The organism is Saccharospirillum alexandrii (genome assembly GCF_043641555.1).
GTDB classification, from domain to species: Bacteria; Pseudomonadota; Gammaproteobacteria; order Pseudomonadales; family Natronospirillaceae; genus Saccharospirillum; species Saccharospirillum alexandrii_A.
Genome location: NZ_JBHZRJ010000001.1, coordinates 1,173,287 through 1,189,466 on the forward strand (window position 1 = coordinate 1,173,287; position 16,180 = coordinate 1,189,466).

14 protein-coding genes are annotated in these 16,180 nt (G+C 58.3%); 1 reads left to right on the plus strand and 13 read right to left on the minus strand.

Features of this window, described 5'->3' with window-relative positions:
* Positions 1-49: 49 nt before the first annotated feature.
* The 11 genes from coq7 to aroQ form a co-directional block, all read right to left on the minus strand.
* On the minus strand, positions 50-691 hold the full coding sequence (gene coq7 / locus ACHUE7_RS05085; protein ID WP_394169016.1) for a 2-polyprenyl-3-methyl-6-methoxy-1,4-benzoquinone monooxygenase: 642 nt from the start codon (positions 689-691) through the stop codon (positions 50-52).
* The gene (locus tag ACHUE7_RS05090; protein WP_394169017.1) at positions 666-3,086 is read right to left on the minus strand and encodes a hybrid sensor histidine kinase/response regulator; all 2,421 of its coding nucleotides are present in this window, start codon (positions 3,084-3,086) and stop codon (positions 666-668) included. Before ACHUE7_RS05090 ends, coq7 begins: the two co-directional genes overlap by 26 nt.
* Positions 3,087-3,225: 139 nt before the next feature.
* Entirely contained in the window at positions 3,226-4,509 is a 1,284-nt protein-coding gene (gene purD / locus ACHUE7_RS05095) for a phosphoribosylamine--glycine ligase (protein WP_394169018.1), read from the minus strand.
* A gap of 147 nt (positions 4,510-4,656) precedes the next feature.
* Positions 4,657-6,237: a bifunctional phosphoribosylaminoimidazolecarboxamide formyltransferase/IMP cyclohydrolase gene (gene purH, locus ACHUE7_RS05100; RefSeq protein WP_394169019.1), complete on the minus strand. Its 1,581-nt coding sequence runs from the start codon at positions 6,235-6,237 to the stop codon at positions 4,657-4,659.
* A 164-nt stretch (positions 6,238-6,401) separates the two neighbouring features.
* Complete coding sequence (gene fis, locus ACHUE7_RS05105; protein ID WP_028669477.1) at positions 6,402-6,710, minus strand: DNA-binding transcriptional regulator Fis; 309 nt, start codon at positions 6,708-6,710, stop codon at positions 6,402-6,404.
* Complete coding sequence (dusB, locus tag ACHUE7_RS05110; protein ID WP_394169020.1) at positions 6,707-7,696, minus strand: tRNA dihydrouridine synthase DusB; 990 nt, start codon at positions 7,694-7,696, stop codon at positions 6,707-6,709. Before dusB ends, fis begins: the two co-directional genes overlap by 4 nt.
* 142 nt (positions 7,697-7,838) lie before the next feature.
* Complete coding sequence (locus ACHUE7_RS05115; protein ID WP_394169021.1) at positions 7,839-9,197, minus strand: DUF3426 domain-containing protein; 1,359 nt, start codon at positions 9,195-9,197, stop codon at positions 7,839-7,841.
* Positions 9,198-9,368: 171 nt separating this feature from the next.
* Positions 9,369-10,262 (minus strand): 50S ribosomal protein L11 methyltransferase, encoded by an 894-nt coding sequence (gene prmA, locus ACHUE7_RS05120; protein ID WP_394169022.1) that lies wholly within the window; start codon positions 10,260-10,262, stop codon positions 9,369-9,371.
* Positions 10,263-10,444: 182 nt separating this feature from the next.
* Positions 10,445-11,791 carry an acetyl-CoA carboxylase biotin carboxylase subunit gene (accC, locus tag ACHUE7_RS05125; RefSeq protein ID WP_348477156.1) on the minus strand — a complete coding sequence of 449 codons (1,347 nt, stop codon included), beginning with the start codon at positions 11,789-11,791 and terminating at the stop codon, positions 10,445-10,447.
* Between the two features lie 11 nt (positions 11,792-11,802).
* Complete coding sequence (accB, locus tag ACHUE7_RS05130; protein ID WP_394169023.1) at positions 11,803-12,258, minus strand: acetyl-CoA carboxylase biotin carboxyl carrier protein; 456 nt, start codon at positions 12,256-12,258, stop codon at positions 11,803-11,805.
* Between the two features lie 15 nt (positions 12,259-12,273).
* Complete coding sequence (gene aroQ / locus ACHUE7_RS05135; protein ID WP_394169024.1) at positions 12,274-12,714, minus strand: type II 3-dehydroquinate dehydratase; 441 nt, start codon at positions 12,712-12,714, stop codon at positions 12,274-12,276.
* Positions 12,715-13,058: 344 nt separating this feature from the next.
* Here aroQ and ACHUE7_RS05140 point away from each other — a divergent pair, with 344 nt between their 5' ends.
* Positions 13,059-14,111, plus strand: coding sequence for a DUF2333 family protein (locus ACHUE7_RS05140; RefSeq protein ID WP_394169025.1), 1,053 nt, complete (start codon positions 13,059-13,061; stop codon positions 14,109-14,111).
* Between the two features lie 81 nt (positions 14,112-14,192).
* Here ACHUE7_RS05140 and ppa read toward each other — a convergent pair whose 3' ends face one another.
* Both ppa and aroA read right to left on the minus strand, forming a co-directional pair.
* A complete protein-coding gene (ppa, locus tag ACHUE7_RS05145) occupies positions 14,193-14,723 on the minus strand; it encodes an inorganic diphosphatase (protein ID WP_348477159.1) in 531 nt (176 codons plus the stop codon).
* A 147-nt stretch (positions 14,724-14,870) separates the two neighbouring features.
* Entirely contained in the window at positions 14,871-16,160 is a 1,290-nt protein-coding gene (gene aroA, locus ACHUE7_RS05150; protein WP_394169026.1) for a 3-phosphoshikimate 1-carboxyvinyltransferase, read from the minus strand.
* Between the last annotated feature and the right edge of the window lie 20 nt (positions 16,161-16,180).

Genomic DNA, 16,180 nt, shown 5'->3' on the forward strand with positions numbered 1-16,180 from the left:
GCGTGGCACTCTGTTAGCAGGGAGCGACGCCAGCAAGGCCAGAGGCGCCCTAAATCCGGTAGACCGTTTTGGTCATGACCTTTGAAATCTCCGTCATGAGTTGCTTTACCGGGGTCGGGAATGTCCGTCCGCCGGCCGCAAGGGCGTGTTCGGCATGTCGTTCTTCATCAGACAGCATGCGTTCGAGAATGGCGGTTGAGCGGGGGTCTTGCCGGTCAATCTGGTTCAGGTGGTCGCGCAGATGCGCACTGACCTGGTCTTCTGTGGCAGCGACAAAACCCAGCGACCAGCGGTCACCCGCCATGCCCGCCGCAGCCCCCATGGCGTAGGAAAGCCCGTAAAATATCGGGTTTAGAAAGCTGGTGCGGCTGTTCAGTTCATTGAGGCGCTGTTCGCACCAGGCCAGGTGATCGAGCTCTTCTTCGGCCGCCTGGTTCATGTCTTCCCGGACTTGCGCCAGTTTCGCGGTGAGCGCCTGGCCCTGATACAACCCTTGGGCACAGACTTCACCGGTATGATTGATGCGCATCAAACCGGCGATATGGTGTGTCTGAGCGGTGTCCAGCGCCGGTATGTCCTGATCTTCGACCGGCAGTGGCTGGCGCGCCTGAACGGCCCCCGGCGTCAGCGTCTTAAGGGCGTTGTCGAGGTGGGCGACCAGACGATCAGAAAAAGAGTGACTTCTTGGCATGGGTGCGTTCCCGGTTGGCCTGAATATCAGGCATGGCTTGCATGAGCGTTTGTTTCAGTGCCCGGCCGGATACCGGCTTGGTCAGCAAATACTGAATGTTAAGCCGGCTTTCATCGAGATCGACATGACCGACATCAACCCCGGTTAACATGATGATAATAATGTCTTTGTTCAGACTGCTGTCGGCGCGAATGCGCTCCGCCAGTTCGATGCCGGTCATGCTCGGCATATTCTGGTCGAGGACCAGAACATCAACCGGCGTGCCCTTGTGATATTCGTTATGGAGATTGGCCAGAGCTGACTGGCCATTGCTCATGCTGAACACATCCATTCCCCAGCTCATGCCCAGATGTTCTATGACCTTGCGGCAGGTGAGGTTGTCGTCGACGACCATCAGGCGCATCTGGTCCAGATCCTGAACCGAATAGTCATCGACTTCGGTGGTCGCGCTGATTTCGGCCAGCGGCAGATCGATCCAGAACGTTGTGCCCATGCGCAGCTCACTGCTGAAGGTAATTTGGCCACCCAGCAATCCGACCAGAATGCGGGTAATGGGCAAGCCCAGGTGCATATCACGCGGCGCCAGCTGATCTTCTGCCCGAACCGCCGGAAAGTCGAACAGATTGCTTTTCAGTTCCTTGGGCAGGCCGGGCCCGGTATCGGTCACGCTGAAGCGGATGCGGTTGTGATGCCAGGGTTTGACCTGAATCAGAACCTCGCCGTTGTCGGTGTAATTCAGGGCGTTGTCGAGCAGGTTGCTCAGTACCTGGGCAATGATCTGGGCGTTGCCCCGATAACGCGTCGGCAGTTCCGGGGCGACGTCCATCACCAGTTCCAGTTGCTTGGCATGGGCGAGACGTGAGTAGGGTTGGATGGCGTCTTCCAGCAAATCGTACAGATCAAACTCGTCTTCGCCTTCCGGCAGCCGGTTCAGACCGATGCGCACCAGGTTTTGCAACTGATCAGCCTGGCGCAGCAAGGAAAACCCGGCCGCTTGCACGGTGTTCACGTACTCCTGCTGGTGCGCCGACAAGCTGGTGTCTTGCAGCAGTTCGGTCATGCCGAGCACGCCGTTGATCGGACCGCGCATTTCGTGGTTCAGTTTACGTAACAGGGGCCAGTGCAGGTTGGGCAGATTAAGACCGTCGACCGCGAGCCGGGAGTCACTCTTGCGGGCAACGCCAAAGGCCGCCCAGCCGACTATCAGGGCGGCGGTCACGGCGAGGCTGTGCAGCGCGAAGGCATTCAGGGCAATACTCTTAATCAGGCCGAGGCTGGCGGTCATGATAACAATGAACAGAATCAGCAGATTGCCTACGCCGGCCAACAACCAGCCTTCAGAGGGAGCCTTGGCATCCCGCCGATAAAACCAGAGTGCAACAATGGTCAGCAACAGGACCGGGATCAGGGTCAGCAGAATCGGGCTGAAGCTGCGTGACATCGGCAGTAGGGTGACCACGGCCAGCACGGCCAGCAACCTCAGCAGCCAGGTCAGGCTTTCGCGCAGCCAGGCGGGATAGGTTTCTTTGCGTACCTCGGCCAGCAGACCAAGCATGCTCATGAGAACCGTTACCCCACCCACGTTACGCGCATGAATGTCCAGGTAGCCCTGACCCGGAATCACGAAAGAGGCCAGGCCACTCCAGCCTGCATTGATCGCGATAAAACCCAGGTTAAGGAGCAGCGCCCACAGAATGGCAGCGGATCTCAGCTTGAACCAGGCGATCAGCGCGATCAGCGCCAGTACCCACTGAACAGCAAACAGCGCTGAGTGAATGCTGATGCTGCGCGCAACCCGGAGCTTCAGAGTGCGCTCATCCACCACAGAGATAAGGGTGTTAAGCGGGTCGGCCGATTGCAGCTTGATGTACAGATATTGGTTTCCGGGCTGAATCGGTACCGGAAGAACGTAGGTTCCAAGTGGCTCCGGCCGACTGTCCAGCGGCACACTGGCGCCTGAACGAACGCTACTGAAGGTCAGAGCGGCGGCACTCTCGTTAAAGCTGGTGTAGGCGGTCGGATTGGTGCTGGGGTAGTAGATCTCGATCAGATGGTTCGCGTGACTTTCTACGAAAAATGAATAGCTTCGGGTCTGGCCACCGGAGTTATTGACCGGTACACGGATCCAGTAGGCGCCATCAAAGAGGCCGCTGCGCAACAGGCGCTGGTGCAAGGGCGTGAACTGATTGGCCAGCCCTTCCTGCTGCAGCTGGTAGACAGAGTACTGGTTGTCGGCATCGAACAGATAATCCGAATGCTCAAGGATGTTAATATCCAGAGAGCTCTGGTTGAGCATGATGGGCTCATCGGCCGCCGCCAGGCTCACCAGCAGGGTGAGCGCCAACAGCAGCGTGATGGCAGCGCTGGCGCTGTGGATCAGTCGAACAGTTTTCACTAGGCAGAGCTCCGGCACCGAACGTCCCTGGGCGTCAGCTGGTTGCTGATGCCCGCGTGCGCGCAGTATAACGCCGACGGGCACTGGCCCCAAGTCGGTGCCGCAGAAGTCGGGGCTCTCGCCCCGTTTGCTGTGCCGGTCAGTCGCGGTTGATCGCCCGGTGTCCGATGTCGGTGCGGTAGTAGCGATCTGCGAACTGAACCGACTCGACCGCCTCATAGGCGCGTCGTTGGGCATCGCCAATGGTCTGGCCCAGAGCAGTGGCACACAGCACGCGGCCACCCCGTGTGACTGTCTCACCCTTGTCGTTCAGGCCTGTACCCGCCTGAAAGACTTTGGCATTGGGGCCGAGGTCGGTGTCCAGACCGCTGATGGCATCGCCCGAGCGATAACTGGCCGGGTATCCGCCAGCGGCCAGCACGACACCCAGCGCCGGTCGCGGATCCCACTGGGTCTGCTGACCTTCGAGCCTCCCTTCGACCGCTGCCAGGCACAGGGCTACCAGGTCCGATTGGAGGCGCATCATGATCGGTTGGGTTTCTGGGTCACCGAAGCGGCAGTTGTACTCCAGCACGTTAGGCGTGCCATCAGCGGCGACCATGATGCCAGCGTAGAGAAAGCCCCGATAGCGGTTGCCCTCGGCCTGCATGCCGTGCACGGTGGGGTAAATCACCTCATCCATGATGCGCTGATGCAATTCATCGGTGACCACTGGGGCGGGCGAATAGGCACCCATGCCCCCGGTGTTGGGTCCGGTATCGCCGTTATCGCGCGCCTTGTGATCCTGGGAGGAGGCAAAGGGCACAACGGTGTCACCATCGACCATAACGATGAAGCTGGCTTCCTCGCCAGTCAGGCATTGCTCAACCACCACGCGTGAACCGGCGTTGCCGAACGCATTGCCAGACAGCATGTCGTCGATGGCGGCGATGGCTTCTGCTTCGGACTGGGCGACGATGACCCCTTTGCCGGCTGCCAGTCCATCGGCTTTAACGACGATGGGCGCGCCTTTTTCCTGCACAAAGGCGCGGGCTTCAGCGGCGTCGGTAAATACCTGGTACCAGGCCGTCGGGATAGCATGACGCTGCAGGAAGTCTTTGGTGAATGCCTTGGAGCCTTCGAGTTGGGCCGCACCCTGGGTAGGCCCGAAAATAGGCAGGCCGCGCTGCTCGAACAGGTCGACCACGCCAGCGACCAGAGGTGCCTCGGGGCCGACGATGGTCAGGCCAACCTGGTGTTCCTCGGCAAAGCGTGCCAGGCCGTCCAGATCCAGAACGTCGATGGCAACGTTCTCGATTCCAGTTTCACGAGCCGTTCCCGCATTGCCCGGTGCGACATAAACCGTGTCGGCCAGGGGGCTTTGCCGGGCTTTCCAGGCCAGGGCGTGCTCGCGCCCGCCATTGCCAATGATCAGAATGTTCATATCAGATGTCCTGTGTACTTAATAGGTTACCAACTCAAGCTTCGTGGTCACCTTCAAAGGATTAGCCCTACCTGGTGACCGGTGCGGGCGATTGGCAACGCAATCAACCGCGAACGCCGAAACTTGGGTCACCACGCCGGGCCGGTATCAGTGGCGGAAATGGCGCATGCCGGTCAACACCATGGAAATGCCATGCTCGTCTGCCGCGGCGATGACTTCGTCGTCGCGCATGCTGCCACCCGGTTGAATCACGGCTTTGACGCCCATCTCAGCGGCCTGGTCGAGGCCATCCCGGAACGGGAAGAAGGCGTCGGATGCCATAACCGAACCGGCGATTTGCAACCCTTCGTCGGCGGCCTTGATGCCGGCAATTTTAGCACTGTAAACGCGGCTCATTTGACCCGCGCCGACACCGACGGTCTGGCCGTCTTTGGCGTAGACAATGGCGTTGGATTTAACGAACTTGCACACCGACCAGGCGAATTGCAGGTCGAGCAGTTGTTCAGGGGTTGGTGCTGTTTTCGTGACCAGCCTGAATTCATCAGCCGGGACTTCACCCAGGTCCCGGTCCTGAATGAGCAGCCCACCGTTGACGCGTTTGAAGTCAAAACCGGGCAGCGCACGATCCCAGTAGCCACTGCTGAGCAGGCGAACATTGGGTTTGGCGGCAACGATGGAGGCTGCTTCGGCACTGACTGAGGGCGCGATGATCACTTCGACAAACTGACGGTCAATAATAGCGCGGGCCGTGGTGGCATCGAGCTCCCGATTGAAGGCGATGATGCCACCGAAAGCCGAGGTCGGGTCGGTCTGGAAGGCGCGTTCGTAAGCGGCCAGCTGTGTATCGGCAACCGCCACACCGCAGGGGTTGGCGTGTTTGACGATGACACAGGCCGGTTGCTCGAAGCGTTTGACACATTCCAGGGCCGCATCGGTATCGGCAATGTTGTTGTAGCTCAGCGCCTTGCCCTGCAAGCTGGTTGCGGTAGCTATGCTGGCCTCGGGGGTCTCGGTATCGACGTAAAATGCCGCTTTCTGGTGCGGGTTTTCGCCGTAGCGCATAACATCTTTCAATTGCCACTGCTGATTGTAGGTGTTCGGGAAATCGGCTTTTTCGGGAACGCTGGCCGGGTCGGTATCGAGGTCTACCCGGCCGAGGTAATTGGCGATCATGCCATCGTACGCAGCCGTATGTTCAAAGGCGGACCGGGCCAACCGGAAGCGGGTTGAACGCGACAAACCGCCGCTGGCATCCCATTCACTGATAATGGCCGGATAATCGTCGGTGTTGACGACGATGGCCACGTCGGCGTGGTTTTTGGCCGCCGAGCGCACCATGGTCGGGCCGCCGATGTCGATGTTTTCAATAGCGTCGGCCAGGGTGCAGTCGTCACGGCTGACGGTGTCCGCGAAGGGGTAGAGGTTGACCACCACCAGATCGATGGCAGCAATGCCGTGTTCGTTCATGACCGTGTCGTCCTGACCGCGGCGGCCCAAAATGCCACCGTGAATCTTCGGGTGCAGCGTCTTTACCCGGCCGTCCATCATTTCCGGAAAACCGGTGTGGGCGGATACTTCGGTTACCGGAACACCAGCGTCCGTCAGCAGGCGAAAGGTGCCCCCGGTGGACAACAGCTCGACACCGCGCTGGTTGAGTTCACGGGCAAAGTCGACGATGCCGGTTTTGTCGGAGACGCTGATCAGGGCGCGTTGTGGCGTTTTGGTCATAAGATCCTCGAACGATCGGTCGGTGGCTTGCAGCGGCAGACACGGTGCCGGGTTGGGCCGGTTTCAGTCAAAAAGCAGAGTCTGTGATGGTCAATCTGGTGCAACTGGTCAAAAACCGGTTGTCCGAAATGCAAAAAGGCGACTCGACGTCGCCTTTTAAGTGATTAGAGCAGCCCGTACTGCTTCAGTTTCTTGCGCAAGGTACCCCGGTTGAGGCCGAGCACCCGGCTGGCTTTGGTCTGGTTGTCCCGACTGAAGCGCATGACGGCTTCGAGCATGGGGGCTTCCACTTCGCTCATGACCATCTGGTAGACATTGGCAACGTCCTGGCCTTCGAGGTGGGCAAAGTAGTTGCGCATGGCAATTTCAACGCTGTCACGCAAAGTCTGGGGGTTGTCGGCCGAGGAGTGGATGTTCAGTGAATCTTTTGAATCAGGGCGCTGAGGGTCCTGGGCAACGGTGTCGAGGTTCATGCTGCTGTATCCTTTAACGATGTCAAACGTTGAAAAAGGGTGGCTATAACCTGGAGCTGCTCACGCGGTTGCTCCAGGTGATTGAATGCTGAGAGTGTCGTCCGGTCGACACCCCGGGCTTTGAGGTACCAGCCCACGTGTTTACGGGCAATGCGAACGCCCATGTAGTCTCCATAAAACTGATGCAGCGACTGGACATGTTGGCTCAGCGTTGCAGCAACTGTGTCCAAATCCGGCTCTGGCAGTATCTCGCCATGGGCCAGGTAATGATTGATCGCCTGAAAGATCCAGGGGTTTCCCTGGGCCGCCCGGCCAATCATCACCCCGTCGGCACCGGTGACTGAGAGCACCTTCGCTGCCTGCTGCGGGCTGTCGATATCACCATTGGCGAGCACCGGAATTGTTACGGCCTGCTTTACCTGTGCGATGGTGTCGTACTCGGCCGCGCCTTTATAGGCATCGGCCCGGGTCCGTCCATGCACCGACAGCAGCGCAATGCCCAGGTCTTCCGCCATGCGAGCAATGGTGACGGCATTGCGCTGGTCTGCCGACCAGCCAGTCCGGATTTTCAGGGTAACGGGTACATCAACCGCCCCAACCACGGCGGCCAGGATGTCCCGAACCAGAGCTTCATCGCGCATCAGGGCGGAACCGGCCGCCTTGTTGCACACTTTCTTGGCCGGGCAGCCCATATTAATGTCGATAATCTGTGCGCCGCGTGCCACATTGGCCTGCGCAGCCTGCGCCATCATGTCGGCGTCGCCACCGGCAATCTGGACACTGATCGGCCCCTGTTCACCACGGTGATCAAGCCGCCAGCGAGACTTGTTGCTGTTCCAAAGGCGAGTATCACTGGTGACCATTTCCGACACGACCAGCCCCGCACCCAGCGACCGGCACAGCGAACGAAACGGTCGATCGGTGACTCCGGCCATAGGCGCCAGGACGGTCGGTTGTGTAATGGTATAGGGGCCGATGGCAAACACAGTAATCGGTTAAAAATTGCTCAGCTCAAGGGCGGGGAATGATACTGGCTCTGGCGTTCAGATGAAAGATTGACAATCCGTTTCTTTTCAAAAAATGGGGCCATTGGCCCCATTGATTGTCTGAGCTGTTCCGGTGTTGCAATCAACCGGTTCCGGCAGGCGCCAGAACAAGCTGGTAGTTCACGGCCCGGGTGCCGGGATCGCGAATCGGAAGGGAGACATAGATGCGTGTATTGACGGGCATCAGCCGGGTGCCGGTTAGCTCGCCACGCAGGTATTGCTCTGGTGTGAACGACTGGTCGGCCACCAGTTCCCCGTTGACGTCGGTGTATTGCAGAATCAACACCGGGAACGGTTGCCGGAAGGCGGCGCGGTTGGTCAGAACGGCGTCGAGCAATTTCACATCATTCAATGCCCGGTGATCACGGATCAGGACGTTTGACGTGCGCACCAGCTCCAGGTCCTCCTGTTCCGGCAAGGTACAGCCCACTGCGTTACACACCGTCTGATAAAGACCCCGCCACTGATCCATCTTGGCGTAAGTGTCGCGTTGCACCCAGGCAAGCTGGGCGACCAAAACCCCGATCAGCACGACAATAAAGACCGCACCCAGCCAGCGCCAGCGCGCCAGCCGGTCTTCGGCATTGAAATCCAGGTCGATGTCGTGATTTAGCTGACGAACAACAGAGGATGCGGAGGCCTTGTCGTTGCCGCGCCGGTCGGTGCTGCCGAAAGCGGGGCTGTCGAACTCGTCGGGTTCCGAGTCGTCAACGGACCAGGCGGGTTCGGCTTCTGGCTGTTTTGCCTTGACCGGCCGGGGGTCGGACATTGGCTTGCTAACGAACTGTGCTTTTTCCTGGCGACGGCTATCCCGGGATTCTTCGCGTTCAAGTTCTTCCAGAATTGACTCTGCCCAGCTTTCATCGGCGCTTTCCGGGTCGTCGAGGATGTCTTTTTCATCATCGGCCTCACGCTGGAAGGGGTTGGCGCTTTTGCGATTGCTGGTCGGGTTGTTGAGGCTAATGAACGAGTCGCTTAAATCGCCCAGTTCGGAATCGTCATCGTCCTGGTCGTAGAGATCGTCATCGCTGTCCTGAAAGACGAATTCCTGGTCTTCTTCTGGGTTGTCTGCAAACAAAAAGTCGGCATCGTCATCGTCGTCCGCGGCAAAACGCGAGGGCGGGGCTGGCTTGGCGGGTTTGGGTTTGGCTGGCGGTGCCTTGGGTTTGGCGGCTGCTGCGGCTTTCGGTGCTGCTGCTCGCGGGGCTTGAGCCGGTTTTTTTTCTGTTGGCCGGGCCGGCTTTGCAGTGCTGGGCGCCGGGCGGGCTACCGGTTTGGGTTTTGGCTTGCCGGCAGCGGCAGTCACAATGTGGTTTCGGGCACTAAAAACCTGCAGGCAGGCGCCACAGCGGACAGAGCCGTTGGCTATGGACAGCTGTTCGTCACTGACGCGAAAAGAGGTGCCGCAGTGCGGGCACTGTGTAATAAAGGTTTCAGCCATTGCTAATTATGATTCCTGGCATCCATGCACGATTGGTCCTGTCTCTGGCCACGGTTCAGGTGACCCGCAGGGTAATATTGGTCCGTTTTATGTGGCGCGACGGTCGGTTAGTGTAAGAAAGGCGCTGTCAGATAACAATATGTGACTGCCTCAACCCACAAGCAGGCGCCCTTAATGACGCCGTCGCCCGTTCAGTCGAACCCAGCCATCATGGCTTGCGCGGGGCTCAAAGTCGACCCAGGGGGCATAGGCTGCGAGTACGGCATCGGCCTGGTGTTCCAGTATGCCCGACAGTGCAATTTTGCCGTCGGGTCTGAGCCGGTTGCAAATCGACGCTGCCAAGTCGCATAGCGGGCCTGCGAGTATGTTGGCGACGACCAGATCATAGTGCGGGTCGAGATCCTGGTCGTCGAGCATGACCCGAAAGCGTGATGGGTCGATGGCGTTGTTGACGGCATTGGCCCGGGTCGCATCGAGTGCCTGGGGGTCAATATCGAGTCCGTCCATGCGGTCAGCGCCCAGTAATAGGGCGGCCAGACCGAGGATGCCGGAGCCACAGCCATAGTCCAGCACAGTATCGCCGGACCGGGTATTCTGGTCGAGCCAGGTCAGGCACAGGAAGGTGGTCGGGTGAGTGCCAGTACCAAACGCGAGGCCGGGGTCCAGTCTCAGGTTAATGGCAGTCGGATCGGGTGGCTCGAGCCAGGATGGGCAGATCCACAACCGGTCGCCGCAGGGAATGGGCTTGAAATTGTCCATCCAGCTACGTTCCCAGTCTTTGTCTTCCAGAATCTCTGTGATGATAGGGCCCTGAGCTTCAATGTTCATTGCCTGCATGGCGTCTTGTAACTGCCCGGTCAGGGCATTGGCATCCAGTTCGTGGTCGAACAGGCCCTGAATCGTTGTGTGCTGCCACAGCGGTGTTGTACCACGGATGGGTTCGAAAACCGGTTGGTCTTCGGTATCGACCAGGGTCACCGCCTGGCACCCGGCCAGCAGCAGGGCATCTTCCAGAGCGTCGGTGTGCTCGGGTAGCGTGGGAATTTTGATGTGTAACCAGGGCATGGCAAATCCTGTGCAAAGTTGGGCAGCGTTTCAGAGGCGAAGTGTACACCAGAGCGCCTGTTGGTTCAGTTCTGCCTGCAATCAGGCTCGCGAAAGGCTGTTTACGGCCAAACAACAAAAAGCCGGGCAGAACCCGGCTTGGTAGCAGTCAGTGTTCCGGCAACGGGTGCCGGATTGTCCGCTTACTGTTCGTCGGCCAGTTTGTGCTCAAGGTAGTGAATGTTAACACCACCACGCGCAAAGCCAGCGTCTCGTACCAGGTCCATTTGCAACGGGGTGTTGGTCTTGATGCCAGCGATGACCAGTTCATCCAGTGCCGATTTCATGCGCGCCAGCGCCTGGGGACGATCGTCTGCCAGGGTAATCAGCTTGCCGATCATGGAGTCGTAAAACGGCGGAATGGTGTAGCCGGAATAAATGTGCGAATCCCAGCGAACGCCCAGGCCACCGGGCGGGTGGAACTGGGTAATTTTGCCCGGGCTGGGCATAAAAGTACGCGGGTCTTCGGCGTTAATGCGGCACTCAAAGGCATGGCCCTTGATATGGATTTCATCCTGACGATAGGACAGTGGCTCGCCCGAGGCGATGCGCAGCTGTTCCTTGATGATGTCCACCCCGGTCACCATTTCGGTCACCGGATGTTCAACTTGAACGCGGGTGTTCATTTCAATGAAATAGAAGTTGCCGTCTTCGTACAGGAATTCAAAGGTGCCAGCGCCCCGGTAGCCAATCTCGATGCAGGCATCCACGCAGGCCTTCTGCACTTTGGCACGCGCTTCCGGGTCGATGTGCGGCGCCGGTGCTTCTTCCATAACCTTCTGGTGACGACGCTGCAGTGAGCAGTCGCGATCGCCGAGGTGAATGGCGTTACCGTGGGTGTCGGCCAGTACCTGAATTTCAACGTGACGCGGATTTTGCAGGAACTTTTCCATGTAAACGGTGCCGTCACCAAAGGCGGCTGCAGCTTCGTTCTGGGTGACCTGAATGGCGTTGAGCAGGTCTTTTTCTGCATGAACAACGCGCATGCCACGACCGCCGCCACCCGCGGCGGCCTTGATGATGACCGGATAGCCTACATGGCGACCCATGGCCAGGCATTTTTCCGGGTCGTCGGTCATCGGGCCATCGGAACCCGGAACCGTCGGTACACCGGCTTTTTTCATGGCTTCAATGGCCGATACCTTGTCACCCATCAGCCGGATAACGCTGGACGAAGGGCCGATGAAGGTAAAACCGGATTTCTCGACCTGCTCGCAGAAGTCAGCCCGCTCGGCCAGAAAGCCGTAACCGGGGTGTATGCCATCGGCATCGGTGACTTCGGCCGCGGCGATCAGGGCGGGTATGTTCAGGTAACTGGCGGAGGATGCATTGGGACCAATACAGACCGACTCGTCGGCAAGTTTCACGTGTTTCAACTCACGGTCGACGACAGAGTGCACCGCCACCGTCTGAATGCCCAGCTCTTTGCAGGCCCGCAGGATGCGCAAGGCAATCTCGCCGCGGTTAGCAATCAGGACTTTCTTAAGCATGACAGGCCTCGTTAGCTAATGGTGACCAGGGGTTGGTCGAATTCGACCGGCTGACCGTTTTCAACCAGAATCGCTTCAACGGTGCCGCTCTTGTCGGCTTCGATCTGGTTCATCATCTTCATCGCTTCAACGATGCAAATGGTGTCACCCTCTTTCACTTGCTGGCCTACTTCTACAAAGTTGGGGCTGGTTGGCGACGGCGCGCGATAGAAAGTGCCGACCATGGGTGAGCGTACAGAGTGGCCTGCCGGTTCAGCCGGGGCACTGGGTTCGGCAGCTGCCGGGGCCGGTGCGGCGGCAGGCGCTGCCATCGGAGCAGGCGCTGCTGCGTAATGCATTTGCTGCGGGGGCAGGCTGTGTGAGGTACGGCTGATGCGAATGGCTTCTTCACCTTCGGTGATTTCAATTTCATCAATGCCGGATTCTTCCAGCAGTTCGATCAACTTCTTGACCTTGCGAATGTCCATAACGGGTTCCTTTATTCAGTGCGTTAACTGTTGATGGGCGGCGTGCAGAGCGAGTTCGTAGCTGTGCGCTCCAAATCCACATATCACTCCGACCGCCTGGTCGGAAAGATACGAATGATGTCTGAACGGTTCACGGGCATGCACATTGGACAAGTGCAATTCAATGTAGGGAATGGCAACGCCGGCTAGTGCATCGCGCAGGGCAACACTGGTGTGAGTGAATGCACCGGGGTTGATCAGGATGAAGTTGACCCCTTCCTCCCGGGCTTGATGAATGCGGTCTATCAGCATGCCTTCGTGATTGCTTTGGGCACAGGCAAGACTGTGGCCGAGGTCGGCAGCGGCGCGTGTTAGCGACTGTTCGATATCGTTGAGCGTAGTGTGCCCGTATACCTCGGGCTCCCGGGTGCCCAGCAAATTGAGGTTGGGGCCATTGAGCAGCAGTAATTGCGCCATGAGTACCTGTTAGTCCTTAGCTGTTGGTCCGGATGAGAGTGTAGGTGGTGAATTGACCAATGTCCGGGAACCTGACCGGAAATATAGACGATAGTGCTGTTAAATTCGTCGAACAACTGAATCGACGAATTTTAGTTGTGAATTTACATCATCAAATGCCTCCCTTTCCATGCTTTTCGTGCATTTCAGGCGCTGTCCGGCCGGAAGCGGTGAAGGCGGCCCAATGGGCATTATTGCTTTTGTGACCATCATCCCTTGGTTTCGGGTGAGCGGATGACTAAGCTGGCGGCAACAGTATTGCATTCCTCACTATTTCAAAGTCGACAGGCAGGGAGTTCAGACAGATGATTCGTGAACGATGGTCACGCATTAAGACAGGGGTGGGTCGGGGGCTTAGCCGTTTTCGACTGACCGGTCGTTCCAGCCGCTGGCTGGGCCTGGTGGCACTGGTTGTGTTTCTGGCGCTGGTTCTGCTGGGCTGGTACTGGAGTAACGAACCCGGAGAGCGGGATGTCGTTGCGCTCGCCGAACGCAATGCCAGCGACAATGGCCACGAGCTGGTCGTTGGGTACACCACAACTTATACCCTCAAGGAACTGATGACCGTGGTGCTGGAAAAGCCCGGTGGGTATTTGTCCAATGATGTGACACCGCCCTCGTTGTGGCTCGACAACATGCCAAGCTGGGAGTTTGGGGTAATCATTCAGGTGCGGGATTTGAGCCGTGCCATGCGCCGGGATATGAGTCGCTCTCAGTCTCAGTCGACTGAAGATCCGGATCTGGCCAGAGCGGAGCCGCTGTTTCATTTTGACCACAACAGTTGGATGCTTCCGTCCACCGAGAGTGAGTACCGGCGGGGGCTTGGGTACATCGATGCCTATATGCTGCGCTTGTCCGATCCCGAAAACACCCGGGCTCAGTTCTATGCGCGTGCCGATAACCTGAACCGCTGGCTGGAAGATGTTGAAACCCGACTGGGCTCCCTGTCACAGCGACTGAGTGCCTCGGTGGGTCAGCGCAGTGTCAGTACCAATCTGATGCTCAACCCTGATGCGGCCAATGACGTTATCAGCAGCGAAGAGCAGATTGTAAAAACGCCGCGCCTCGAAGTGGACAATGTTTTTTATGAAGCCCGGGGGTCTGCCTGGGCGTTGTTACACATTTTGAAAGCCATTGAAGCGGATTTTGGTTCGATTCTGGATAACAAGAATGCCCGGGTCAGTTTGCAGCAAGTGATCCGCGAGCTGGAAGGCACCCAGAGAATGGTCTTTTCGCCCATGGTCCTGAACGGCAGTGGCTTTGGTCTTCTGGCCAATCATTCGCTGGTCATGGCCAACTACATATCGCGTGCGAACGCTGCTCTGGCCGATCTGCGCGAGCTGATGGCCAGTGGTTAACGGGTTAGCGACAGGCATAAAAAAGCCGGGAGTGTGATCCCGGCTTTTTTTTCGTTTTTTCGGCGAGTCAGGCCAATTGGGTTATTGCTTGTCGTAGGCGGTGGCCGCTTCAGTAATAATGTCTTTGGCGCGGGCTGCATCGGCCCAGCCTTCGACTTTGACCCACTTGCCTTTTTCGAGATCCTTGTAGTTCTCGAAGAAATGTTTGATCTGTTCCAGCAGTAGGGCGGGCAGGTCGGTCACTTCCTGCACATCGTCGTACAGAGCGCTGAGCTTGCTGTGCGGAACCGCAACCACTTTGGCATCGGAGCCCGCTTCGTCGGACATCTCCAATACGCCCACCGGACGCGCGCGAATGACACTGCCGGGTACCACCGGGTAGGGCGTAACGACCAATACGTCTACCGCATCGCCATCATCGGCCAGGGTGTTGGGAATGTAGCCATAGTTAGCCGGATAGAACATGGGCGTGGCCATGAAGCGGTCGACCATCAGGGCGTCGAAGTCCTTGTCGATTTCGTATTTGATCGGGCTGCTGTTCGCTGGGATTTCAATGGCAACGTAGACATCGTTAGGCAGGTCTTTCCCGGCCGGGATCTGGTTATAGCTCATGAAGCGGGCCTCCTGGTTCGTAAAATGGTACCGCCTGGTCTCAGGCGGCAGGTATTAACAGTGTGCGCGCCATTATAGGGACTGACACGCAGCTTTGCAGCCTTACCATGGTCGCAGTGTGAGGGATTTCCGCACGGTGCGCAGAGCTCACTGACTGTGGGTGATGCTGGCAAAGCGTTCGAAATAGTCCGGAAAGGTTTTTGACGTACAGCCCGGGTCGTTAATGGTGATCTCGGCTTCGCTGAAAGCAGCCAGCGAAAAGCACATGGCAATGCGATGATCGTTGTACGTATCAATGGCGGCCGATTGCACTGACTTGGGCGGCGTGATGGCAATGTAATCCTCGCCTTCATCCACAGTGGCGCCCAGTTTGCGCAATTCTGTCGCCATAGCCGCAAGCCGGTCGGTCTCCTTGACCCGCCAGTTATAAATATTGCGGATGCGTGTGGTGCCCTCGGCAAACAGGGCTGTGGTGGCAATGGTCATGGCCGCATCGGGAATGTGGTTCAGGTCGACATCAACGGCTTTGAGCGGGCCGTCTTTGCTGACTTCAATCCAGTGTTCGCTCCAGGTTACCCGGGCACCCATTTGTTCGAGTACCTCGGCGAAACGGGCATCACCCTGTACCGATGCCGTTCCGGTGCCTTCAACCCGAACGGGTCCGCCACCAATGGCGCCGGCAGCGAGAAAATAGCTGGCACTGGAGGCATCGCCTTCGACCATGATCCGGCCCGGGCTGACGTAAGCCTGGTCGGCACTGATGTGGAAGGAGCGGTAGTTGTCGTTGGTAACCGTAACTCCGAATTGCTGCATAACATTGAGCGTGATGTCGATATAGGGTTTGGACACCAGCTCACCGGTTACCCTGATGGTGAGGTCTTCGGTCAGCAGCGGCGCTGCCATCAGTAGCGCCGTGAGAAACTGACTGGAAATGCTGCCATCAATACTGACTTCGCCGCCCCGAAGTGTCTGGGCTTTAATCCGCAGGGGCGGGAAACCGGCTTGTCCGAGGTAGGTGACGTTGGCACCCAGCGGCGTCAGTGCGTCGATCAGGTCACCGATGGGGCGTTCAGCCATGCGCGGTTCACCGGTCAGTTCGAACTCACCGGAACCGGCACAGAGGGCGGCAGCCAGGGGCCGCATGGCCGTGCCGGCATTGCCCAGAAACAGGGTTAACACCTGGCCGCGAGCCAGTTCACCCGCCTGGCCGACTACCCGGCATTCGGTGCCATCGTCGCTCAGGTAATAGGGAATGCCCAGTTCGTACAGGGCGTCGAGCATATAGCGGATGTCGTCGCTGACCAGCAGGTTGCTGACGCGGGTAGTGCCCTTGCACAGGGCTGCCAGCAACAGGATTCGGTTCGACAGGCTTTTGGAGCCCGGAATTTGAACGGTGCCGCGCGCCTGTCGCAGTCTGGGGAGGGTCAGAGTTTGCATAGCCATCCGTACGCTGAAGA

Bases quoted from the DNA above. Each gene is read 5' to 3' on its own strand.
- prmA (WP_394169022.1), bottom strand. From the start codon at position 10,262: ATGCCCTGGTTACACATCAAAATTCCCACGCTACCCGAGCACACCGAC.
- fis (WP_028669477.1), bottom strand. From the start codon at position 6,710: ATGAACCTCGACACCGTTGCCCAGGACCCTCAGCGCCCTGATTCAAAA.
- aroQ (WP_394169024.1), bottom strand. From the start codon at position 12,714: ATGGCGCAATTACTGCTGCTCAATGGCCCCAACCTCAATTTGCTGGGC.
- accC (WP_348477156.1), bottom strand. From the start codon at position 11,791: ATGCTTAAGAAAGTCCTGATTGCTAACCGCGGCGAGATTGCCTTGCGC.
- accB (WP_394169023.1), bottom strand. From the start codon at position 12,258: ATGGACATTCGCAAGGTCAAGAAGTTGATCGAACTGCTGGAAGAATCC.
- aroA (WP_394169026.1), bottom strand. From the start codon at position 16,160: ATGCAAACTCTGACCCTCCCCAGACTGCGACAGGCGCGCGGCACCGTT.
- coq7 (WP_394169016.1), bottom strand. From the start codon at position 691: ATGCCAAGAAGTCACTCTTTTTCTGATCGTCTGGTCGCCCACCTCGAC.
- ppa (WP_348477159.1), bottom strand. From the start codon at position 14,723: ATGAGCTATAACCAGATCCCGGCCGGGAAAGACCTGCCTAACGATGTC.
- purD (WP_394169018.1), bottom strand. From the start codon at position 4,509: ATGAACATTCTGATCATTGGCAATGGCGGGCGCGAGCACGCCCTGGCC.
- ACHUE7_RS05140 (WP_394169025.1), top strand. From the start codon at position 13,059: ATGATTCGTGAACGATGGTCACGCATTAAGACAGGGGTGGGTCGGGGG.
- purH (WP_394169019.1), bottom strand. From the start codon at position 6,237: ATGACCAAAACGCCACAACGCGCCCTGATCAGCGTCTCCGACAAAACC.
- ACHUE7_RS05115 (WP_394169021.1), bottom strand. From the start codon at position 9,197: ATGGCTGAAACCTTTATTACACAGTGCCCGCACTGCGGCACCTCTTTT.